This window comes from Clostridium sp. YIM B02555 (assembly GCF_022320955.1).
Classification (GTDB): domain Bacteria; phylum Bacillota; class Clostridia; order Clostridiales; family Clostridiaceae; genus Clostridium; species Clostridium saccharoperbutylacetonicum.
On sequence record NZ_JAKJJY010000008.1, the window covers coordinates 1 to 23372 of the forward strand.

Annotated in this window: 16 protein-coding genes and 1 pseudogene; 7 read left to right on the forward strand and 10 right to left on the reverse strand. The window is 32.1% G+C overall.

Going from position 1 to position 23372, the window contains the following annotated elements; all coding sequences use genetic code 11:
- Window positions 1-2272 (reverse strand): hypothetical protein (locus L3B98_RS12780; protein WP_238916923.1); only part of this gene is annotated, 2272 nt, incomplete at its 3' end.
- 37 nt (window positions 2273-2309) lie between these two features.
- On the opposite strand from L3B98_RS12780, the gene L3B98_RS12785 reads away from it, so the two are divergent.
- The 4 genes from L3B98_RS12785 to L3B98_RS12800 all read left to right on the forward strand — a co-directional run bounded on the left by L3B98_RS12785 (window position 2310) and on the right by L3B98_RS12800 (window position 6865).
- A complete protein-coding gene (locus L3B98_RS12785) occupies window positions 2310-2600 on the forward strand; it encodes a hypothetical protein (RefSeq protein WP_238916924.1) in 291 nt (96 codons plus the stop codon).
- A 132-nt stretch (window positions 2601-2732) separates the two neighbouring features.
- Window positions 2733-3806, forward strand: coding sequence for a glycosyltransferase family 2 protein (locus L3B98_RS12790; protein WP_238916925.1), 1074 nt, complete (start codon window positions 2733-2735; stop codon window positions 3804-3806).
- Between the two features lie 406 nt (window positions 3807-4212).
- On the forward strand, window positions 4213-5811 hold the full coding sequence (locus L3B98_RS12795) for a glycosyltransferase (protein WP_238916926.1): 1599 nt from the start codon (window positions 4213-4215) through the stop codon (window positions 5809-5811).
- A gap of 235 nt (window positions 5812-6046) precedes the next feature.
- The gene (locus L3B98_RS12800; RefSeq protein WP_238916927.1) at window positions 6047-6865 is read left to right on the forward strand and encodes a glycosyltransferase; all 819 of its coding nucleotides are present in this window, start codon (window positions 6047-6049) and stop codon (window positions 6863-6865) included.
- A 292-nt stretch (window positions 6866-7157) separates the two neighbouring features.
- On the opposite strand, the gene L3B98_RS12805 is transcribed toward L3B98_RS12800, so the two are convergent.
- From L3B98_RS12805 to L3B98_RS12830, 6 genes are all read right to left on the reverse strand, one after another.
- Window positions 7158-8945, reverse strand: a complete 1788-nt coding sequence (locus L3B98_RS12805; protein WP_238916928.1) for a glycosyltransferase — start codon at window positions 8943-8945, stop codon at window positions 7158-7160.
- A gap of 364 nt (window positions 8946-9309) precedes the next feature.
- Window positions 9310-10626 carry a nucleotide sugar dehydrogenase gene (locus L3B98_RS12810; protein WP_238916929.1) on the reverse strand — a complete coding sequence of 439 codons (1317 nt, stop codon included), beginning with the start codon at window positions 10624-10626 and terminating at the stop codon, window positions 9310-9312.
- Window positions 10627-10869: 243 nt separating this feature from the next.
- On the reverse strand, window positions 10870-12177 hold the full coding sequence (locus tag L3B98_RS12815) for a radical SAM protein (protein ID WP_238916930.1): 1308 nt from the start codon (window positions 12175-12177) through the stop codon (window positions 10870-10872).
- Between the two features lie 522 nt (window positions 12178-12699).
- Window positions 12700-13530 carry an NAD(P)-dependent oxidoreductase gene (locus L3B98_RS12820; protein ID WP_238916932.1) on the reverse strand — a complete coding sequence of 277 codons (831 nt, stop codon included), beginning with the start codon at window positions 13528-13530 and terminating at the stop codon, window positions 12700-12702.
- A 22-nt stretch (window positions 13531-13552) separates the two neighbouring features.
- Window positions 13553-14518, reverse strand: a complete 966-nt coding sequence (locus L3B98_RS12825) for an NAD-dependent epimerase/dehydratase family protein (RefSeq protein ID WP_238916933.1) — start codon at window positions 14516-14518, stop codon at window positions 13553-13555.
- A gap of 15 nt (window positions 14519-14533) precedes the next feature.
- Window positions 14534-15916, reverse strand: coding sequence for a glycosyltransferase (locus tag L3B98_RS12830; RefSeq protein WP_238916934.1), 1383 nt, complete (start codon window positions 15914-15916; stop codon window positions 14534-14536).
- Between the two features lie 278 nt (window positions 15917-16194).
- Here L3B98_RS12830 and L3B98_RS12835 point away from each other — a divergent pair, with 278 nt between their 5' ends.
- Together L3B98_RS12835 and L3B98_RS12840 are read left to right on the forward strand one after the other, a co-directional pair.
- Complete coding sequence (locus L3B98_RS12835) at window positions 16195-16476, forward strand: hypothetical protein (protein WP_238916935.1); 282 nt, start codon at window positions 16195-16197, stop codon at window positions 16474-16476.
- Window positions 16477-16952: 476 nt separating this feature from the next.
- Window positions 16953-17954 carry a DNRLRE domain-containing protein gene (locus L3B98_RS12840; RefSeq protein WP_238916936.1) on the forward strand — a complete coding sequence of 334 codons (1002 nt, stop codon included), beginning with the start codon at window positions 16953-16955 and terminating at the stop codon, window positions 17952-17954.
- A 197-nt stretch (window positions 17955-18151) separates the two neighbouring features.
- Here L3B98_RS12840 and L3B98_RS12845 read toward each other — a convergent pair whose 3' ends face one another.
- The 3 genes from L3B98_RS12845 to L3B98_RS12855 form a co-directional block, all read right to left on the reverse strand.
- Window positions 18152-19870, reverse strand: a complete 1719-nt coding sequence (locus L3B98_RS12845; RefSeq protein ID WP_238916938.1) for an NAD(P)/FAD-dependent oxidoreductase — start codon at window positions 19868-19870, stop codon at window positions 18152-18154.
- A 67-nt stretch (window positions 19871-19937) separates the two neighbouring features.
- On the reverse strand, window positions 19938-21074 hold the full coding sequence (locus tag L3B98_RS12850; protein ID WP_238916939.1) for an aminotransferase class V-fold PLP-dependent enzyme: 1137 nt from the start codon (window positions 21072-21074) through the stop codon (window positions 19938-19940).
- 552 nt (window positions 21075-21626) lie between these two features.
- The gene (locus L3B98_RS12855) at window positions 21627-22430 is read right to left on the reverse strand and encodes a hypothetical protein (RefSeq protein ID WP_238916941.1); all 804 of its coding nucleotides are present in this window, start codon (window positions 22428-22430) and stop codon (window positions 21627-21629) included.
- 459 nt (window positions 22431-22889) lie between these two features.
- Here L3B98_RS12855 and L3B98_RS12860 point away from each other — a divergent pair.
- Window positions 22890-23372, forward strand: a pseudogene (locus L3B98_RS12860) (collagen-like protein); the annotation flags it as partial.

Consider the following 23372-nt stretch of genomic DNA (forward strand, 5'->3'; position numbering starts at 1 on the left):
CTGGCGTTACTGGTGCTACTGGTGACACCGGAGCTACTGGTGCCACTGGAGCTACTGGTGACACTGGCGCTACTGGCGTAACTGGTGCTACCGGAGCTACTGGTGCCACTGGCGCTACTGGTGACACTGGCGCTACTGGCGTAACTGGTGCTACCGGAGCTACTGGTGACACTGGTGCTACTGGTGATACCGGAGCTACTGGCGTTACTGGTTCTACCGGCGTAACCGGAGCTACTGGCGACACTGGTGCTACTGGTGCCACTGGCGCTACCGGCGCTACTGGCGTTACTGGTTCTACTGGTGACACTGGCGCTACTGGCGTAACTGGTGCTACCGGAGCTACTGGTGATACTGGTGCTACTGGCGTTACTGGTACTACAGGCGATACTGGTGCTACCGGCGTAACCGGAGCTACTGGTGACACTGGAGCTACTGGTGACACTGGAGCTACTGGTGCTACTGGTGATACCGGAGCTACTGGTGCTACTGGTGACACTGGCGCTACCGGTGATACTGGAGCTACTGGCGTTACTGGAGCTACTGGCGCTACTGGTGCTACAGGCGCTACTGGCGTTACTGGTGCTACTGGTGACACAGGTGCTACTGGAGCTACTGGTGCTACCGGTGACACAGGAGCTACTGGTGATACAGGAGCTACTGGTGCTACCGGAGCTACTGGCGTTACTGGTTCTACTGGTGACACTGGCGCTACCGGTGATACTGGCGCTACTGGAGCTACCGGAGCCACTGGCGTAACTGGTGCTACAGGCGATACTGGCGTTACTGGTGCTACTGGCGTAACTGGAGACACTGGCGCTACTGGCGCTACTGGTGACACTGGCGCTACCGGAGCTACTGGTGATACCGGAGCCACTGGCGTTACTGGTTCTACTGGTGACACTGGCGCTACTGGTGACACTGGTGCTACAGGCGCTACCGGAGCTACTGGAGACACTGGCGCTACTGGTGATACCGGAGCTACTGGTGACACTGGTGCTACTGGCGCTACTGGTGATACTGGAGCTACTGGTGACACAGGCGTTACTGGTGCTACTGGCGCCACTGGCGTTACTGGTGATACCGGAGCTACTGGTACTACTGGTGACACAGGTGCTACTGGTGACACTGGTGCTACAGGCGACACAGGTGCAACCGGCGCTACTGGCGTTACTGGTGACACTGGCGTTACTGGTGCTACTGGCGTAACCGGAGCTACTGGCGATACTGGTGCTACTGGTAACACAGGTGCTACTGGTGACACCGGAGCTACTGGCGCTACTGGTGACACTGGCGTTACTGGTGCTACCGGCGCCACTGGCGTTACTGGTGATACTGGTGATACCGGAGCTACTGGTACTACTGGTGACACTGGTGCTACAGGCGACACAGGTGCAACCGGCGCTACTGGTGACACAGGTGCTACTGGTGCCACTGGCGCTACTGGTGACACTGGCGCTACTGGCGTAACTGGTGCTACCGGAGCTACTGGTGACACTGGTGCTACTGGTGATACCGGAGCTACTGGCGTTACTGGAGCTACTGGCGTTACTGGTGCTACAGGCGATACCGGAGCTACTGGTGCTACTGGCGTAACTGGTGCTACTGGTGATACCGGAGCTACTGGCGTTACTGGTGCTACTGGTGACACCGGAGCTACTGGTGCCACTGGAGCTACTGGTGACACTGGCGCTACTGGCGTAACTGGTGCTACCGGAGCTACTGGTGACACTGGCGCTACCGGTGATACCGGAGCTACTGGCGCTACTGGCGTAACTGGTGCTACCGGAGCTACTGGTGACACTGGTGCTACTGGTGATACCGGAGCTACTGGCGTTACTGGTGCTACAGGCGATACCGGAGCTACTGGTGCTACTGGCGTTACTGGTGCTACTGGCGATACCGGAGCTACTGGTGCTACTGGCGTTACTGGTGCTACTGGTGATACCGGAGCTACTGGCGTTACTGGTGCTACTGGTGACACCGGAGCTACTGGTGACACAGGTGCTACTGGTGATACCGGAGCTACTGGCGTAACCGGAGTTACTGGACCGACTGGAGATACTGGAGCAATAGGAGCTACTGGTGATACTGGTGCTACTGCTACTGGTGCTACTGGCGCTACTGGCGACACTGGTGCTACTGGCGCAACTGGAGCTACTGGCGTTACTGGTGCTACTGGTCCTGGAAGCACAATTACTTCCACAAGTGCAACAGCTTCACAAACTCTTCTTCCGGTTGGTACTCCAACAACTGTTCTTACTCTACCAGTCACAACAACTACTGCTACTCAGACATTAAAATTGGATTCTATGGCAGAGGTTGATATAACCGTAGGAGCAGGTGCTTATAATTATACAGTCTTATACGAACTACTCGAAGTTATAGCAGGTGTCATTTCTTCAGAATCTGTCGACAATGCAGGCAATGCTACTGGTGTTGAAACACACACTGAAGTTCCTAATTTAACTTGGGTTGTCACTCCTGGAGCTGCTAGTACTTTCACTTACACTATTCGAATTACAGTTACTAGTACTACTCCAGCTAATATCACAGGTGCTACTGCTAATACTAGATCATTAAATTCAATTATCTTCGGATAATCAATAAATATATGTTAGGCTGCCTGTCTTCTTCTAGGCAGGCGGCCTTTCTTTTTAACAAAGTAAAGTTTGTATCAAAATATTTTTTGTTTCCATATTATATATTGTAAAAATTTTAAAGAAGGTGATGATTTGATAACTGTTAGTCTTTGCATGATAGTAAAAAATGAAGAAGATTCAATAGCACGATGTTTAGAATCAGCAAAAGACATAGCTGATGAAATGATAATTGTTGATACTGGTTCCAATGATAAAACAAAGGAAATAGCTGGTAGATACACGTCAAAAATTTATGATTTTGAGTGGATTGATGATTTTTCTGCTGCTAGAAACTTTTCTTTTAGCAATGCCACTAAAGATTATATTCTTTGGTTAGATGCTGATGATGTCATACTTCCTGAAGATATAGAAAAACTGAAAACTTTAAAAGAAACTTTAGATCCTTCTGTAGACTCTGTAACTGCAAAGTATAATATAGGTTTTGATGAGTATGGAAATATAACAGCAAGTTACAGACGTAATAGGCTAGTCAAAAGAACTAATAATTTTAAGTGGTATGGTTTTGTTCATGAATATTTAGCCGTGGGAGGAAATATATTCAATAGCGAAATTGGCATAACCCATAAAAAGATAAAGCATACTCCTAAACGGAATCTTGAAATTTATCAAGGTAAATTAGAGCAAGGTGCAGAATTTACTCCCAGAGATATACTTTATTATGGTAATGAATTGTATGACCATAAGTTATATGATAAAGCCCTAGAATACTATGACAAGTTTTTAGATTCAAATCAAGGCTGGTTTGAAGATAACATTCGAGTTTGTGGAAAACTATGTGATTATTTCCAGTCAATAGATAAAATGGAAAAAGCCAGAAAATATGCTTTTAGAAGCTTTGAATACGACACTCCAAGAGCTGAAGCTTGCTGTAAAATCGGTTTTTCTTTCTTACATGAAAAGAAATATAAACAAGCGGCTTTTTGGTATGAAGAAGCTACAAAACTTGAGAAGCCAAAAGATAGCTGGGGATTTTTTAACGATGCATGTTGGACATGGTTGCCCCACTTACAGCTATGCGTTTGCTATGACAAACTAGGAAACTATAAATTAGCATATGAGCATAATGAAATTGCTAGTCAGTTTAGACCAAATGATGAACGAATATTGTATAATAAAAAATATTTCGAAAAGCTAGGTTTTAGTTAAAGTAATATATATTATCTTCATGACTTCCCTATCTGTATTGAATTTCAATCATATCTATTTACTAGTATTACACATTCTTTGATAAGCAGGAACTGTATAAACATTACTAGTTCCTGCTATTTCATTTCAACTGTTTTTTAATTATATGAATAGAGTTAAGTATTCTTAAATTAATCCATGTAGCAATACCACAATATATCCATAGAATATAATTGATTATAAATAAGTATTAAATATATTAAAACTTAAATTATTTGCCTATACATGTTGTAAAAAAGTTTATTCATCTAAATTTGATCTATACTTTTAGAAATTGCGAACATGTTAACTGTACAAAGTATAAATTTCATTAGTTAAAACTCATATAGTTTAAATATTTTTATAATAATTATTAAATGGAGGCAAAATGAAAGAAAATAAAATAGCATTTATTACCTGTGTAAATGATGAAGATTCTTATAAAAAAAGTTTATCCTATATAAAAAAACTTAAAGTACCTGAAGGTATAGAAATTGAGATAATAGCAATAAGAAATGCTAAATGTATAACCTCTGCATATAATGAGGCTATGCAGAAAAGCGATGCTAAATACAAGGTTTATCTTCATCAAGATGTTTATATACAAAATCAGAATTTCATTAGAGATATATTAAATATCTTCAAGGCAGATCAGAATATAGGCCTTATAGGTATGGCCGGAGCCAAAATTATGCCTGTATCCGGAATATGGTGGGAAGATCATTGTAAGGTAGGAAAAGTTTATGACAGTCATAGTGGGACTATGAAATTATTAACCTTTAATGAAATTAATGATTTATATACAGAGGTCAAAGGAATAGATGGACTTATAATTATAACTCAATATGACCTGCCATGGAGAGATGATATCTTTGATGGATGGCATTTTTATGATCTTTCACAAAGTGTTGAATTTCTTCGAAAAGGATTTAAGGTAGTAGTTCCGAATCAACATACTGCATGGTGTATTCATGATTGCGGCTATGTAAATACAACAAATGGATTTGAAGAATCTAGAAATAAATTTCTAGATAATTATTCTAAAGATATATTTCCATTAGTAAGCATATTGATACCTGCTTACAATCAAACAAATTATCTTGAACAAGCTCTTGATTCTGCATTAAATCAGAGTTATAGAAATACAGAAATTATTATATGCGATGATAGTACAACTAGCGATGTACAAATATTAGTTGAACAATATATGCTTAAAAACAATAATATTAAGTATATTAACAATGGTGGACCATCTGGTCTTAAAGGCCAGATCAATATAAGAAAATGCTTTGCAGCATCATCAGGCGAGTATATAAGCTATTTATTACATGATGATCTTTACAACTCAAATAAAATAGACAAGATGATTAATTACTTCCTTTATGACGATACACTTTCACTTATAACAAGCTACAGAAAGATGATTAATATAAATGGCGAGTATCTTATGGATAATTTCAGAACTGTTTGTCAATATCCTTATGATACTCGTTTAACTGGAGATGAAGCAGGACGAAAGATTCTTTTTTCTATGATTAACTATATTGGTGAATTAACTACTGCCATGTTTAGGCGAAAGGCAGTGGACTTTGATATCATTAATTATGATAAATACAAAATATATTGTCTGAGTGATATATCATTATGGTTAAAATTATTAAGGAAAGGAAACATGATTTATATTTCTGAACCCTTAAGTAAATTTAGAATTCATGACGCACAAAATACCTTTGATAATACTTTAACTTCTTGGGCTTCAATTGATTTTTTTAACATGATTATTTCTTCATATGAAAATAAAGTGTTTATTAAAAATAGAAAAGAACTTTTAGAAAGCCTTATGTCATGGTATAAGGAGTATGCTGGAGATCTTATTAAGTTTAGTAATCAATATAATAATAGTTCTAACAATAATGCAGAAATAATTAAACTTAGGGATGAATATATAAATTGTTATACCAAATTTATAAATATATTATTGGAGTAATTCTAAGGAGATATTAAATAGCACACTAGAGTTATTTAATTCCTGCAAAGAAAGAAAATGTACATAGATTTGTTTACACAAATCTATGTACATGTTTTCTACTAAATAAAATTCTATGTATTGAGTACAATTTTTCATTATATTCATAATATAATATTGAGATATTTTATAGCTATTACACGAATGTCGTAACAAATAAGAATAAAATTGAGGTCATTTAATAGGAGGTTAATTTGTGGATAATAGTAACCTAGTTAGTATATTGGTATTATCTTATAATAATTTACAGTATATAAAAGATTGTCTAAATTCAATTTTAGAGCAAAATTACCCATGCATTGAAATTGTTATAAGTGATGATTTTTCTAGTAATTTTCAAAGGAATGAGATAAAGGAATATATAGAATCTAATAAAAAAGATAACTTAATTAATTATATAATAAATCAAAATCCATGTAATTTAGGAATAGTCAAAAATTTGAATAATGCAATCAGCTTAGCAACTGGAAATTATTTTATCAACCTTGCATGTGATGATGTGCTATTTGACAATCAAGTTATAAGCACCATTATTGATTTTTATTCTAAAACAAATTATCTCGTAGCAGCTGGACATGTAGCTCAATATGATGAACACCTAAGAGGTTGCCTATTAACAACCCCTACATGGCAATATATTAAATATACCTATGGCAATCCTATTGATTGTTATAAAAAGCTATGTGCCGGTAATTTTATACCTTCACCAGGTATGTCATACAAACGAGAACTTATTAATAGATATGGTATGTATGATGAAGAATATACGTTAGTAGAAGACTATCCAAGATGGCTATATTTGACAAGAAATGGATGTAGTATAGGTTATATAGATCGATTTATTGTTAAATACAGAAAAGGGGGTATCTCAAATAATAGAGATGCTAAAACTGATAAAATATTTAAAGATGACTTAGAATTAGTTCGAAAAAAAGAAATATTACCTTATATAGATTCAATTAAAGATGTTATATATAAGGAAGATCTTAACGAAAATTCTCCAAATAAAGGATAATGCTATTATTGGTAATAATGTAATAACTGTTATATACATTATACAGTAATAATAAGGGACAATGTTCATGTAAAAAAAGTAAGCTTTATAGGATGAGGATGTATTCTTGGAGAGTAAATAAATCTTAAAAATCCAAAGGAAGGAAATGATTTTATATTAGATGATTCGACAGTAGGTTTATATCTTGGACCATATACATGAAGTGAAATGTATGATTGTTAAAAGAGACTCAAATTTATTATTATAATTTTTTCATACTTAATATACTAAATTCAAATCTCTATTAATCAATTTAATATTTTAATATATCAAGACCTTCTGCATCATATATATCAACTTCCTTTATTGATCTTAATATTTCCTTTTTAGCAAGGTCAATATATCCATGTTTATAATATAATTTTCCAAGGTAAAGTAATGCGTATTTAGTGTCTACTACATTCAATAAATTAATAGCTACTGCTAACTCATCAAATTTATTATTTATAAGCAATATTTCTATAACTTCTAAAATTATATTCATATATTCTTTATCATTTTCATCCTCTGACAATATCTTTGTTGGTTCTTTGGTAAATAGTTTTATTAACTCTGAATATACTCTTAAGTACTTTTTATCATAATTGGATAAGTTATCTTCATTAAAACTATTTACTATAGATAATGCATTTTCATATTTATTTAATAATATAAAGCTTAGAACTTTATACATGGAAAAGACTATATAATATGAACTTTTTTTATCTATATCATTTATATTGATATATTCTTCAAAATCACCGTTTCTTACAAGACACCTTGATTTTAATATGATAGTATTTTCAGCGGCATTTACTGCAGCTTCATATTTTTTTATATATTCTAATGCTGTACTATAATATCCAACATGATAAAATAAATCAGCAATAATATTATAATAATCCTTTTTGTCTTCTGGAAATGACTCTTCCATTATTCTTTTCATCTCTTCTAATGATACATTTTGTGCTTTTAATACATCAGCTATATTGTATAAAGGTTCAATATAATCAGGTTTTAATTTTAAAGCTTCAACATAATTGTTATAAGCAGTATTATAATCTTTATACTTCATATAAACATTACCTAGTTCATAATAAGCTCTATAACTCCATGTTCCAAATATAAATTTCAATTCTGAAGGTGGTTCACCAAGTTCGATGCATTTTTCCAATGCTTTTATTTGAAGAGTGGGTCTATCAAGCTCATGCCAAATAAGAGATTTGTAGAAGTAAAAATCTGTACATTTAGGATAATGCGAGCTTCCAATATCTACAAATTCTAGAGCTTTATTATAATTTTTTAATTTCAAATTGGCAATAATTATTCGCAATATCAATAAAGAACTATAGCCTGTATTAGGAGTAAACTTTTCATAGGCTTTATAGTAACATTCTAAAGCTTTATTCATATCATCTAATGCTCCATATTCATTTCCCAAATTAAAGTAAACAAATCCATCATTAGGATTTTTTTTGATTTGTTCATTCAAAATAGATATATTTCTATTTCTTTTATCTTTAGAAATAATTCTTTTATCAATGTAACCATAATGATATATCTTTATCTCATTACAGACTGCATTATAGTCTCCTTTGACATTAATTAACTGATTATGCACTTCTCCTTCATAATGAATACCTCGATTATTTTTAAATAACCTCGGATTTAAATTTATAGCAATATTATCATTGTCTATACTGTTTCCATAGTAACTTAAGGTTTCAAAATGATAAATTGCTTTTTCATCTAATTCAGTATTTAACAACACTTTAAATGTTTCCTTAGATTCTGAATTCAATTCATCGTCTGCATCTAATATAAGTATCCAGTCTTTTGTGGCGTATTTTAAAGATTCATTTCTAGCTTCACTAAAATCATTGTTCCATTTATAATAATAAACCTTAGCCCCAAAATTCTTTGCAATTTCTACTGTTTTATCACTAGAACCAGTGTCAACTATAATGATTTCATCAACTATATCCTTAATGCTAGATAAACATTTTGGTAAATATTCCTCCTCATCTTTTACAATCATACATAAACTTACTTGATTCTTCATTTAATCCCCCTTGCATAAAAAAATTGTTATATGCTTACAAGTTTATACTATTAAATTTCTACTCAATTCTGGTTTTCATACTATTCTAATTGCATCTAAGACGTTTAATTAATTCATAAATTATATTTTGAATTTAGCATTAACCATTACATAAAATCCCTCGATATATAATATGTTCTCTGTATAAAAATGTGATTATCTGCATATTACATCTATAAAATGACCATTGCTGATATTTGAAAATCAATAGTTAATTTAGTTATATTTAAAAAATAAAAATTACTTTCCAGCCCTAAGAAATTCAAAAATAAGGATAATTTATATTAAATTAAAAAGCTAAGGTTTCCCCTAGCTTTCTTATAGCTTATAACAATTCAATATTATCTTTATTTTCAACATCCTTAGTTGCATTTCTTGTGTCAAATATGAATATAGAATTTTCTTGAATAAAGCTATAATTATATTTTTTATGGGCAGTAGTTATAACAACTAAATCTGCATTCTTTAACATCTCAACTGTTAATTCTACACCTTCATACTCTTTCCCCTTATACCTATAAGATGTTATATATGGATCATAAAATGTCACTTCTGAACCCTGTTTTTGAAAATTCTCTATTACTTTAAGAGCAGGACTTTCTCTATAATCATCTATATCACTTTTATAAGCTATTCCTAATATCAAAATATTAGCTTTATTTAAAGGTTTATTAAATCTATTCAATATGCTGGCAGCTCTTTGCACTATATATTGAGGCATAAAATTGTTAATTTCTCCTGAGGTTTCTATAAGTCTTGTGTGATAATCATATTCTCTAGCTTTCCAGGTTAAATAATATGGGTCTAATGGTATACAATGCCCACCAAGCCCGGGACCAGGATAAAATGCTTGAAACCCATAAGGCTTAGTTTTTGCTGCGTCTATAACCTCCCAAATATCTATATTCATCTTATTACATATAACTGCCATTTCATTAATCAACCCAATATTTATATTTCTATAAGTATTTTCAAGAATTTTCTCCATTTCTGCTACCCTTGGGCTAGATACTTCAAAAATTCCGCTGTTTAAAACATTTCCATATAATGCTGCTGCTATTTCCGTGCTATCTTTACCTACTCCTCCGACTACCTTTGCTGTATTGGCAGTATTATACATTGAATTTCCCGGGTCCACCCTTTCAGGTGAGAATGCTAAATAAAATTCTTCTTCACACTTTAAACCGGACATTGATTCTAATATAGGCAATACTAATTCTTCAGTAGTTCCTGGGTAAGTTGTACTTTCAAGAATTACAAGCATACCTTCATGTAGATACTTTCCAACTGATTCTGTAGATTCTTTAACATAGCTAATGTCTGGTTGTTGATACTTATCTAATGGAGTAGGAACACAGATTAAGACTACATCAATATCTTTCACAAACTTAATCTCATTACTTGCTTTTAACCTTCTATTTTCAATTACAAATTTTAGGTCTTCATCTATAACATCACTTATATAATTTTTTCCATTATTAATCATGTTCACTTTTTTCTCTTGAATATCAAATCCTAGTACTTTATACCCACTTTTTGCAAATTCAACCGCTAAAGGTAAGCCTACATATCCTAAACCAATAATGCCTATTGCAGCTGTTTTATTGTTAATCTTATAAATCAATTTATCTTTGTTTAACATTGAATCCTCTCCTATTGGTCAATTCCCTTTTCCGTTAAATTTAATATATAATATGTTTTTATACTAATATGTTGCTACAACTTTAAAAGTATTGTTTTCAATGAACTTCTCATACCATAGACTAAAAATCAATGTCCTTTAAGAAGAATTAATCCTTCTTAAAGGACATTGATTTATTATTCATCGTTATTCTTTAAATTTTATATTTGCTATACTTTCCTTCACATAACTTTTCCTGAATTTCTAAGTTACTAACCGTTGACCTTGTTCACATAATTCTACAAGCTTTTTTTCATCTATATTACACCAAGTAGATGCTAATTTGGCTGAGTAATTTTCATACTTATCTTTACCTGACTTAGCAAAAAGATAATCCCAATTGATTCTATCATAATCCAAATAACCTTGCTCATAAAGATAATTCCATAAACTTGTTCCAGGCAGCGGAATTACTACTGCAAAGCTTGCTCCAGTTGGCTTAATTTCTCTTATTAAATCAAAACTTTTATTCACAGATTCAATTGTTTCCCCAGGATAGCCTATCAAAAAAAATGTATACATATCAATACCTATTTCCTTTGTAATCCGCAGAGCTTCCCTAACTTGATCCAGTGTAATTTTTTTGTTCATTTTTTCAAGCATATCTGCATCTCCACTTTCTACTCCATAAGAAATATATATGCATCCTGCTTTTTTCATTTTCTCAAGAAGTTCTTTGTTTGTCCTATTTACTCTTGTAAGGCAACTCCATTTTATATTCAAATTTCTTTTTATTATCAAATTAAGAAGTTGATTTGTGTGCTTAAAATTAGATGTAAAAGTATCATCTGAAAACCAAAACATTTTTTGTCCATAATTTTTTATTAAATATTCTATTTCTCTCACTATATTTTCAGGAGATCTATAGGCCACTTTATCTACTATTACACTTGAAGCACAATATGTACATCTATATGGGCACCCTCTAGATGATACTATATTATATCTATCGTATAAATTCATATCTAACAAATAGTATGCTGGCATAGGAATATCATCAATATTCTTAATTAATTCTTGTTGCTCCGTACATATAACCTCTCCATTTTTTATATAAGCAATTCCTTTGACCTTACTAACTTCCGTACCCTTTCCAAGTGATTCCAATAAATTTAATATTATAGTTTCACCTTGTCCTCTAATTACAAAATCTATTGCTCCATTAGATTTTTCTAACATATACTTATAACTGGCAGTAGCATGATTTCCACCAACGCTAACAATTATGTTCTTATTATAATCCTTTATTTTTTCACATAACTCTATTGCTAGATTATTTAGAGGTGAATAATTTGCACTAATTCCAATAAAATCCGGACTTATTTTCATTATTTTTGCTATTACATCATCTAATGTTAATTCTTCAGCATTAGCATCTATAATTGTTACTCTGTATCCATTAAGTTCTAAAACTGCGCCAATATATGCAATTCCCATAGGTGGATCTTTTTGAATATCAAATTTTATACGCCAATTAAAATTAGGCATTATTAACACTACATTCTTCAACATATATGCAATCCTTCTCCATACAATCTTAGTCTTTTTAATTTTCTTATAGAACCTTCCAGCGAAAATTTCACTAGTCCTGTGGAAGATAAATGTCTCTGATTTCGGTAATTGTTAAATAAGTATAATTCCTGCATTGTATATCTATATAGATATACAAATGAAGAATCACACTTATAAATGGAATATACATGTATCATTGAGAAATTATAATCATAACACTACACTAGAAATCAGATACATATTTGTGCAAGCGGCATATGAAATTAAGCTGTGATGGTTGTTAAGCAGAGAACCCAAATCTGTGATTTGGTGTGAATCGCTTACTCAGCGAACGAACGTGAGTCGAGTTTCCTCTAAGGTTGTTCCATTTTCTGCTTGTCATAAATTTACTTTAGGAACATGCAGAAATGGGGGCAACCTTCCACTTAGAACCCATCCAGCGAAGATTTCATTAGTCCGCTGTAATAAATATGTATCTAATTTCGGTAAGTTTTGCATAAATATAATTCTTGCATTGTATATCTATATATTATCTAATAATTTTACTTTCATAGAATAATTTAATTTGTCCTTTATTTTTTTATTGTCTCCTAACATATTTTTACATTCTATATTATTAAATTCATATTGTACATTATTAATACCAAACTTATCGCTTATTCTTTGACAAAGTTCTTTTATAGATACTATTTCGTCTCCACATGCATTGAATATCCCTTCAAGCCTTTTCTCAACAACCCCATTAATAAGATTACATAAATCTACAATATTAATTGGATTAATTAACGGCATTCCTTCATCATTTAAAATTACCTTCTCACCTTTTAATATCTTGTGAATAAGATTTGAAATTAATCTTCCTTTTTGACCTTTTCCATATGGGAAAAAAACTCTTATAATTGTGATTTTAATTTTATTTTGATATTCCATGCAAAGCTTTTCTGAAAAGTACTTGGATAAACTATATATACCATGTGGATTGCATTGTTCCTCTTCTTTAAATGGATTACTTTCAAATCCATACACTCCCCCGGTGGAAATATAAATAAATTGTTTTATACCTGTTTTTCTGCTAAGTTCTAAAAGTTCTAATGTAGATCCTACATTAACATCTATATATTCCCTAATATTTGAATTACAATCTCCTACAATAGATGCACAATGAATTATAGTATCTACATCAAATGGCATTTCTACATTTTCCATGCTATCTCTTAAATTCCAATATATATTTTTACAACTTTCATTTCTATTTCTTCCCAAATTATATAATATATCATCTTCCTTAAAAGTATTTACTAAACTTCCTCCTAAAAATCCTGTACCACCTGTAATAACTATATTTCTATTCATACTTAAACCTCTAATATAAAACTTATTTCATATTTCCTCTATACCACGCAATTGTTTTCTCCAATCCAGAAATCAAATCATATTTAGGTTGATACCCCAATATTTCTTTTGCTTTATCAATGCTTGGAATTCTTATTTCTACATCAACATAGTTTTTCGGCACATATACTAAATTTGACTTTGAATTTGATATGGTTTTTATACTATGAGCAAGCATAGAAATTGTAATGGTTCCTCTTGGATTTCCGATGTTAAAAGAATTTCCTATTGCTTCTTTTTTTTCTAAACAAAGCATTATGCCATTAACAAAATCCTCTATATAACACCATGATCTTATTTGATCTCCATCACCATGGATTTCCATATCCTCCTCCTTTAATGCTTTTAATATAAATGAATGAATTGCACCTTCTCCTACCTGTCCTTCTCCATATATATTGAAAGGTCTTACTGAAATTGCAGGTAATCCATATTCCTTATAATAACTATGTGCTAAATGTTCTCCTGCAAGTTTACTTACAGAATATGTCCATCTAGCTTCTCCTACAGGTGCTAAATTTGTAGTACTTTGTTCATCTACTTTGAATGCATATGATCCAAATACTTCACTAGTTGATATATTAATGAATCTATCCATCTGTTTTATATAATCTTTAATAGACTCTACAACATTATAAGTACCTATCATATTCACCTTCATTGTTTTTACTGGATTTCTTATTACAGTATCAATTCCTGCTATAGCTGCTAAATGTATTACTATTTCAGGTTTAAATTCATCCACTGCACTTTTTAAAGATTTATAATCTAGTATATCTCCTTTAACCAATTTTATATTTTTCATCTTAAGTAATTCAGTTTCTTTGACCGAGTTTCTATTCAGATTATCATAAATTAATATTTCATTATTATTTAATAGTCTTTCACATATCTTACTTCCAATAAATCCAGCTCCACCTGTAATCAGTATTTTTTTATCTTTTACCATATTCTTTGCCTTCCATTATATTTCTTCGTATATTTTAACTATCTCAGAATTCAGCTTATTGATATCATGATATTTTTCTACATATTTGCGTCCATTGAGCCCAATTATTTTTAAAGCATCCTGATTTTTTATTAAATATTCTATTTTTTCTTTAATATCTTCAATTCCACATGAAATAATGGGTAATTCACTTGGATATTTTTCTTTCATCTTCTCATTTATATAACATATTACTGGTTTACCTAATGCCATATTTTCAATTGCCACCAATCCATATGAACCTATTAACAACTGATCAATAACAATATCAGCATTTCTATAAGTTTTCATTGCATCTTCATAACTCATATTTTCTATAAGTTTAAAATCGAAATCATAACTCAGTTTTAAAGCTTCTATAGCTTTTAGAATATATTTTGTGCCTTTAATTTCTCTATTCGTTGGTGCATGAACTATTAATAATTTATTATTTTTAGCATTATTTAACTTGAAATCACTTAAATCTATGCATTGACGTATTATATGAATATTTTCATAATAATCTTTTACATAGTCATATAATTCGTAATCACAAACCGCGCAGTGTGAAATATTCTTTGATAAAAACTCTAACCGTCTTTTTATTTTATTTTCATCTAATTCCTTAACTTTTACATTTGGACTTACCTTAACTGCTTTAGAATACATTCTTACATCAGATCCCCAATGTTGCATTAAAACTTTTTTACCTAATTTTTTAAGAAGCTGCAAATCACTATAATCTATAGCTAAGCTCGTTCCAAAATGAAAATGGAATACATCATTTTCTGCTATCATTTTAGCAGCAAGCTTTTTTGTTTCTACATTTGCTGCATTAATATCTTTATATAAATTAATGTCTAATACATAATCGCATTTATATCCTAGATAACTCGGATAATAATTTAACGATTTTGCCTCTAATCCTAATTTCCTAAGACCTTTTGTTATAGTGTTTATTTGATTTGCAATTTCGATAGTACCATTTAAAATCCTCAAATTACTACTTATAGGTTTAAAATTCGAAATTATATCTCCAACATTTACATTGCTACTTGGATTAAACAATTTTGCCTTGCAAAAATATTCTAAGGCTTGTTTCTCTTCTTTCTTTTTATCCATTAAGTAACTAAGATTAAATAATAACTCTTCATTATATGGTTCTCTTTCTAATACATTTTTTAATATATTTTCAGAATCTAAAGTAATTCCTTTCATCATAGTTATAATCAATTTCAGGGAATACATTTCTGGATCAAACGAAACAACTTTAAGGTATTTATCTATAAGAAATAATGATTTTTCTAATTTCTTATTATCTAATAAATATTGTATATTATCTTTTATCTGCTTTTTCATATTTTGTAATTTTTGTTCCATTTCATTACTCCAAAATTATGATTATTATATTGTATTCTTTGATAATTTAAATTATGATTTATTGTCATTGACTTTAGTCAAATCTCATTTTTAAATAAATTTGATGTTAACGTAATATAAATTAATGAGCAAAATTCATTGAATCATAAATATGAAACAAATCACTTTACGCATTGCCGAAATATGTATTATATCGTCACAATTTAGAGAGCTAGTAATATAATATAATATAAAAATATGAAAAAATCCAAGAAATTAATTAAAGGAGATGTTATTTAATGGCAAGTTTTGATACTCCACAATCAACCACTCTTGCATCAATTCACGTTACTGGAACTATCCCTGCAGCTAACGATGCAGGTTATATTGAAATTCGAGCTATTGCTTCTCGTGCTGGTGCTAAACAGACTTTTTACCAAGCGTTTTCTGTTACTGCTAGTCCTACAGGTCCTCAAAGAGCTTGGGCAGGTAATGGAACTTATCAGATAGTTATCTATCCGAAATTAACCAGCACCCAATCAGTTACTTCGACATCAGTTCTTAGTAGTTTCCAACAATAATATGAACTATAATATAAATTTCATGGGGTCAGTATATGACTCCATGTTTTCTAACAAAAGGAAAGAAGATTTAAAATGTAGCTATTATAATTATTTCTACAAGTAAAAGTCTAACATAACAGATAAATTTCCAATAGTAGATTGCAATTTTATTCACTCCTTTTTATAAATTGCATATATTAAAGTGATATGATTCTAAATAAAACTTACATAAGGTAACACTCCCATCTCACCTAAAGGTGAAAGTGATTCACAGAAAATCAAAGATTTTTGTTCTCTACTTTTCTTTAAGGTGGGAGATAACAGTGGCGAGCCACTAGACATTATGCCCCTTGTAGTTACATTGTGCCCCTTGTGGGTATAGGTTCAACTAACCTTCAGAGGAAGATTTACCCTCAAGGGGTACTTAGAAAACTCCCTCTGAAGCTAAGTTTCATTTTATATGGCTAACGATAGCGAAGAAATGGAGGTTAATAATGAAAAGTATTTCGATTCCAGCTATTAAAAGTTTAACAATTTCAAATAAATATCCTGATAAAAGTTTAAATGAAGATACAATAATAGTAGGCTCTGATGGTGAACATAACTATTATAGCTATTTATTTTGGGATATCTCATCAATACCTTCTAATGTTGTAATATCCAGTGCAAAGCTTACGCTTTTTAAGGCTGATAATTTTTTTTATGATACTAGCAAAAAAATCTCCATAAGTCCGCTTTATGAATACTTTAGCACCTATACAACTTATAACAATTCCCCTAATTATAATCACAATACTATAATAAATTTTTATCCATTGACTACTAATGTATCAGTAACAGTAGATATTACCACTATTGTTTCGTCATGGATAAAAAACAGCTTAAGGAATAAAGGTATAATACTTTATGGAAGAAATAAAGATACCCTTACAAGCTTTGGATCTGCTACAAGTTCAAACAGCTATCTTGTACCATTTATAATAATAAATTATGAGCCTTATTCTAATAAATGTTGTAAAAAAGATTGTAATGATAAGCACTCCCAAAATGATTATTGCAAAAAAGATTGTAATGACAAATGCTTTCAAGTTGATTGTTGTAAAAAAGATTGTGATGACAAATGCTTTCAAGATTATTGTTGTGGAAAATGTATAAAGATATGTAAAGAAGAACTTGAAGCTATTTTGTTTAAAGTGTGCAAAGAGGCTTGTGGAAATAACTGCAATCCCTATCCTCCAAATACTTCAATTACTAGAACGGTAAACGTTACGGGAACTGTAGCTCCATTATCAATTTATTATATAGTTGTTGATTTACAAGTAACTCGCGCTTCCAGTGGACAAATAAATAACTATTATGTATCTGATGAATATGATAATTCCCTAAATAATAATCCACTTCCTATAGATAAAACTTATAATATAGCAATAAGCCCTCCTATTCAGCCTGGAGATACAGAAAATGTAATCTTATATGGTTCCTATAAAGGCTTTTAAATTTACAAGTACTTTATACTTTCAGTTAAAAAACCTCAGAAATATTTTCTGAGGTTTTTTCTCTTAATTACTATCTACAGGGAATCAGCTGCCACTATACTTGAATTTAAATACTAAAGATTGATGCTAAAATCTTTAGTGCAACTTATATAAAAGAAAAAATTAGATTTAATTATAATTAACTTCTCTGTTTAAATCTAATTATCCTTCATCTTCTTCGCTACTTCATTAGCAGCAATCATTCCACTTTGAAGAGCCCCTTGCTGAGAAACATGCTTTTGTGAAATATGCTCTCCTGCAAAGAACACCCTGTCTCCCATTTCGGGAACTGTAACAGCATAGGAAAAAAGCGTTTTATCCTCCGGCTTTGATAATGCTCCTGCAGTCCATATATATTGTACATCCGACCAAATTAATGACTTATAGTCAATTAACTTGTCATCTAAATAATGAGGCGAAAGTCCATGAACTTTTTCTATATATCTCATTACATCATCAATTTGCAATTCTGGATTTTCATTTCCCAATCTCACTGCGTCTTGGCACCAGCTATAGCTAGCTAGTAATACACCAGCCTCTTCAGGGCTTGCCCCAGGCTTTAATACCCATTTGCCATATTTATTAGCTACAGGTTTTGCATGATCTGAAGGATAGTGAATTGAAACTAAAGGAAGATCCGTAAAAGAACATCCTCCTACTATCTTTTTTGATGCATTTCCCATTTCCCAAAATCTTTCCTTAAGATGTAGATATATCTTCTGTGCTATTTCATAGTTCATTTCATTTATAGCCTGCATCTTAGTGGTTGAAAAAAGAGGTTCAATTTCAATTCTCCTTAGGCTTGAGAATGGTATGGCACATATTACGTAATCGAATTCTTCAGATGTTTCTTTAGTATTTCTATAATCCGTATATTTAAGTATAATTTTATCTTTTGAAAAAGAATTATATATTCCACTAACAGGGAAACCCATTTTTATTTCTATTTTACCTAATTGTTCTTTACTAATACCTCTATAAGCCTCTTCCTTTTTGTCACAAAGCGCTTCATATAATGAATGAGGTAAATTAATCATACCATCGGTAATACGATAAGTATATTCAAAATCTGCTGTATAGTATTGCTGAAGCATTTCAGTAAGACTTAAACTAAAAAACTGTTCTTTGCCTTCCAAATACGCAAGCATTGATATAGAATCCTGACTAAGATCCACATTCTCATATGCATTTCTATAATTTAATTTATCTATTTCTATTATACTCTTTGAATATTCAGATTTAACTTGAATTAATTCCCTTCTTAATTCTATTGGAAGAGATCTTAAATATTTTATATATATCTTTTCATGGAGTTCAGACCATGCTTTTTTTCTCTCAATTCGGCTTAAATTAAACTTAGGATATATATTATTTTCCACACTTTTCCCTTTAGCATCATTAATCGCCCGTTCATCTCTAACATAAAACAAACCATTATCATTATGATGTACAAAAGGGCTTGTATGAAGTTTAAAAAGATTTATATAATGCCAGGTAGTCTCATGTGATACTGGTATACTCATTGGACCTAATTCACCATAGTACTTTCTATTTCTATCAAAGTAATAAGTGTATACCCTTCCTCCTATTCGATGGCTTGCTTCAAATAAAGTAATGTTACAACCTGTCTTTCTTAGTTCAAAGGCAGCAGCTAAGCCAGCTTCTCCAGCACCAATTACTGCTACTTTAACATTTTTAGCACACCCAGTCGGACAAATATCAGTTATATCTTTCGGTGGGCTCATCAAATCAATTATATTACTTAAATCATCTAATCTATTCTGCATCTTTAGTATATATTCAAGCATTGTATATCTTTCGCACTCACCAGGATTATCTATTTGATAAGGAGAGTTTGAATTACCATAAGAATTCATAACTTTCACATCCTAATATTTTTTATTACATATATAATTATATATGTACCGCATCCTTCATTTCGCATTATCCTTTATAAATCCTCAGGATTGTTACTAGTAGTTTTTCTATATCATCAAAGGTATTAAAATATCCTGGACTCACTCTCACAGTACCAGCATATTCTGTACCAATCACGTCATGTATTAAAGGTGCACAATGGTAACCTGTTCGTACAGCTATTCCTTCTTCATTCAGTTGTTCACCAACAATAGAAGCATCAATTCCCTCTATATTGAAGGAAAGTACTGGACTTCTTTGTTTTACAGAATTATTCCCATAAATTTTTACATAAGGTAGTTTTTTTAATTCCTCGAATAAATATGATATCAATTCTTTTTCACATTTTTGTATATTATCTACTCCAACTCTCTTAATGAATTTTATTCCTTCACATAAACCGGCAATTCCTGGTGTATTTAGAGTTCCACTTTCAAACTGATCTGGCATGAAGTCTGGTTGAACCATGAAATGAGAATTGCTTCCAGTTCCACCTTCTTTAAAATTCTTTACTTTTATTCCCTTTCGTATAAACAAGCATCCTGTTCCTTGAGGTCCCAATAATCCTTTATGCCCTGAGAATGCTAATAAATCAATGTTATCTCTTTCCACATCAATAGGAATAACTCCAGCACTTTGAGATGCATCCACCATAAATATAATTCCTTTTACCTTTGAAAGATTGCCAATATTTTCGATATCTTGAAGACTACCTAGTACATTAGATGCATGATTGATAATGATCATCTTAGTATTTTTCTTAATCTCTTTCTTAATATCATTAATATTAACATACCCTGCTTTATCTACATTTACCAAAGTGACTTCAACTCCGCTTTTGCTCATTGAATGCAATGGCCTTAAGACAGAATTATGTTCAATTACTGTACTAATAACATGATCTCCCTTTTTTAAAACTCCTTTAATTCCTATATTTAATGCTTCGGTTGAATTGCCTGTAAAGATTAAGTTAAAAGGACTGGGAATATTGAATAATTTGCATATTTCTTCTCTTGTTTCCATAATTTTCAAAGCTGCTTTTATAGACATGTCATAAGAACCTCGTCCTGGGCTAGCAGCATAATTTCTCATGCAATTTAGTACTTCTTCATAAACTGCTGATGGTTTTGGAAATGATGTAGCTGCATTATCTAAATAAATCATATGAATCTCCTTATAAAATTTATGCGTTGTGCTAGTTAAATTATTAAAGAACTCTATCAAAGTTCAATTATAATTAAATTAAGTAAAAATCAATAATAAGGAAGATGATTGAAATTGTAGAGTTCACTTATTATAATACTGAAAATTTAATAATTTGAATGTCTCTTTTATAGTTTCCTTTGTATCAATTGATTCTGTTTATAATGTAATAATACCTAGTTCTATGCAAAATATAGGAAACATTTTTAATAATAAACTTTCAGATTCTAAAATGACAACAATCCGCCTCGTAGGCGAATCTCTTATAATTGATTCTAAAAAGGCATGGTCTTATTTTGTTAAAAACTTTTAATACTTATTCCCCATTATTTGTCATAGAACAAGTTTTAATAGAACTAAAACTATATACATTAGTTAATTCTAATTGTTTTTCAAAAATATTTCTGATAAAAATATATTTACAATTGTTTTAAACATACTTTTAGTAGCTAGTACAACGCGTAAATAAAAGATTTATAAGGTAATTAAAATCTATTCGGAGAATAATCTTTGCTAATTATATTCGCCATCATTATATTCTCCATCATTATAACCTCTATCGTTATCATCACACTCTGAGAATAATGGTTCTAAGTTTTGATCTGGATAGAACTTAGGAATTGGAGCTTTTTCAAATCTCTCACATGGATCTTCCTCTGGTTCTTCTTCACATGGTTCTTTTGGAACTGGACAGTAGTCATAAGCTGGGATAAGAAGCTGTACAATAAGCTCACATTTTACAACAATGAAATACCCCAAAGTAATGTCTAAAACACAGTTTCCTTCTCTATCTTTTAGTAATTCACCGTCTAGTGCTTCAGCAACCATTTCAAGTTTTATTATATTAGGATCTAAATCTTGAACATGGTGAGCAGATACAAAACCAGCAGAAATTTGAGCTATAGAATCAGGACAGTAGAACTTCCCAATTACATCAGTTCTATTAATTTCATAAAATTCACTTTTGTTTACACCGTTGCAGTCAATATAATCTGCATAGAAAGAAATAATGTAAGAAAGAACTATTTTTTTGAAACCTTGTTTTCCTTTAAGTGGAATCTTATCCACGGAGACCAACTTTACATTGAAGTCCCTACTACCAATATATCTCTTAGGATTTGTTAGGGGATCACTTCTCAATTCATAATCTGTTGTATTTGTGTCAGGGCCTTCACCGTATACAAGACATCTTTTTATTAAGCATTGATCAAATATCTTAGGAACTTCAATGCAAACTAATTCAGAAGGATCTGGCAAACGTCCTTGTTTATTTACAAGACCCGGACGTGGCAAAAATTTTTTGAAGTTAATGGACATAAATTCTCCTCCTCTTGAAAGATTATGATAAATGTAATTTTATTTAATATTCATAATACATCGTATGTAAGAAAATAAAAGTGGTGACATTAAAAAGTTAGATAAAATAATTTTTTATTATATATTTTTATAAAGCCATTCCAATCATCGTCTAATATTATTTTTATTTTACTTTTAATTGCTTGAACTTCCTAGCGAACGAATGTGAGTAAGTTTTCTTTAATCTATATAATAAAGAGAACCAGAAGAATAATTATATTACTTTTTATTGCAAATTTACCTATTAATAATAATAAATATAAATTACTACATTATTATATTTTAAAGTTTGTACTTTTATCAGTATTCTATGAATATGATTATTCGCAATTTGTAACATATTATGACACCACCCATAGTATGTAATAACATGGCATTGTAATACCATGGTATGGGTTTTAAAGGAGGTTACGATTTATTGTGGGGCAGAATAGTTATTTTGATGATAAAAGAGACGATAAAAGGGAAAATTCTTTTTGCGATAGATATGATGATGTAGAATATGGTAACCAGCAGAATCCTATGTGCCTATTGGGATTATTGGAACCAATGGACAAAAAAAACTGCTGTGATTGTTGCAACTGTCCTCCATGCCCAAGAGGACGTCAAGGTCGTCAAGGCGCTCAAGGGGCTCAAGGGCGTCAAGGACCTCAAGGCCGTCAAGGCGCTCAGGGTGCTCAAGGACCTCAAGGACCTCAAGGCCGTCAAGGATCTCAAGGGGCTCAAGGACCTCAAGGCCGTCAAGGATCTCAAGGCGCTCAAGGATCTCAGGGTGCTCAAGGCCGTCAAGGCTCTCAAGGTTCTCAAGGGCGTCAAGGACCTCAAGGGCCTCAAGGCGCTCAAGGGCGTCAAGGCTCTCAAGGTGCTCAAGGTACTCAAGGCTCTCAAGGACCTCAAGGCCGT

Excerpts from the sequence above, each read along its gene's own strand:
- L3B98_RS12785 (WP_238916924.1), top strand. The coding sequence starts at position 2,310 with ATGGCAGAGGTTGATATAACCGTAGGAGCAGGTGCTTATAATTATACA.
- L3B98_RS12795 (WP_238916926.1), top strand. The coding sequence starts at position 4,213 with ATGAAAGAAAATAAAATAGCATTTATTACCTGTGTAAATGATGAAGAT.
- L3B98_RS12805 (WP_238916928.1), bottom strand. The coding sequence starts at position 8,945 with ATGAAGAATCAAGTAAGTTTATGTATGATTGTAAAAGATGAGGAGGAA.
- L3B98_RS12810 (WP_238916929.1), bottom strand. The coding sequence starts at position 10,626 with ATGTTAAACAAAGATAAATTGATTTATAAGATTAACAATAAAACAGCT.
- L3B98_RS12815 (WP_238916930.1), bottom strand. The coding sequence starts at position 12,177 with ATGTTGAAGAATGTAGTGTTAATAATGCCTAATTTTAATTGGCGTATA.
- L3B98_RS12820 (WP_238916932.1), bottom strand. The coding sequence starts at position 13,530 with ATGAATAGAAATATAGTTATTACAGGTGGTACAGGATTTTTAGGAGGA.
- L3B98_RS12825 (WP_238916933.1), bottom strand. The coding sequence starts at position 14,518 with ATGGTAAAAGATAAAAAAATACTGATTACAGGTGGAGCTGGATTTATT.
- L3B98_RS12830 (WP_238916934.1), bottom strand. The coding sequence starts at position 15,916 with ATGGAACAAAAATTACAAAATATGAAAAAGCAGATAAAAGATAATATA.
- L3B98_RS12835 (WP_238916935.1), top strand. The coding sequence starts at position 16,195 with ATGGCAAGTTTTGATACTCCACAATCAACCACTCTTGCATCAATTCAC.
- L3B98_RS12840 (WP_238916936.1), top strand. The coding sequence starts at position 16,953 with ATGAAAAGTATTTCGATTCCAGCTATTAAAAGTTTAACAATTTCAAAT.
- L3B98_RS12845 (WP_238916938.1), bottom strand. The coding sequence starts at position 19,870 with ATGAATTCTTATGGTAATTCAAACTCTCCTTATCAAATAGATAATCCT.
- L3B98_RS12850 (WP_238916939.1), bottom strand. The coding sequence starts at position 21,074 with ATGATTTATTTAGATAATGCAGCTACATCATTTCCAAAACCATCAGCA.
- L3B98_RS12855 (WP_238916941.1), bottom strand. The coding sequence starts at position 22,430 with ATGTCCATTAACTTCAAAAAATTTTTGCCACGTCCGGGTCTTGTAAAT.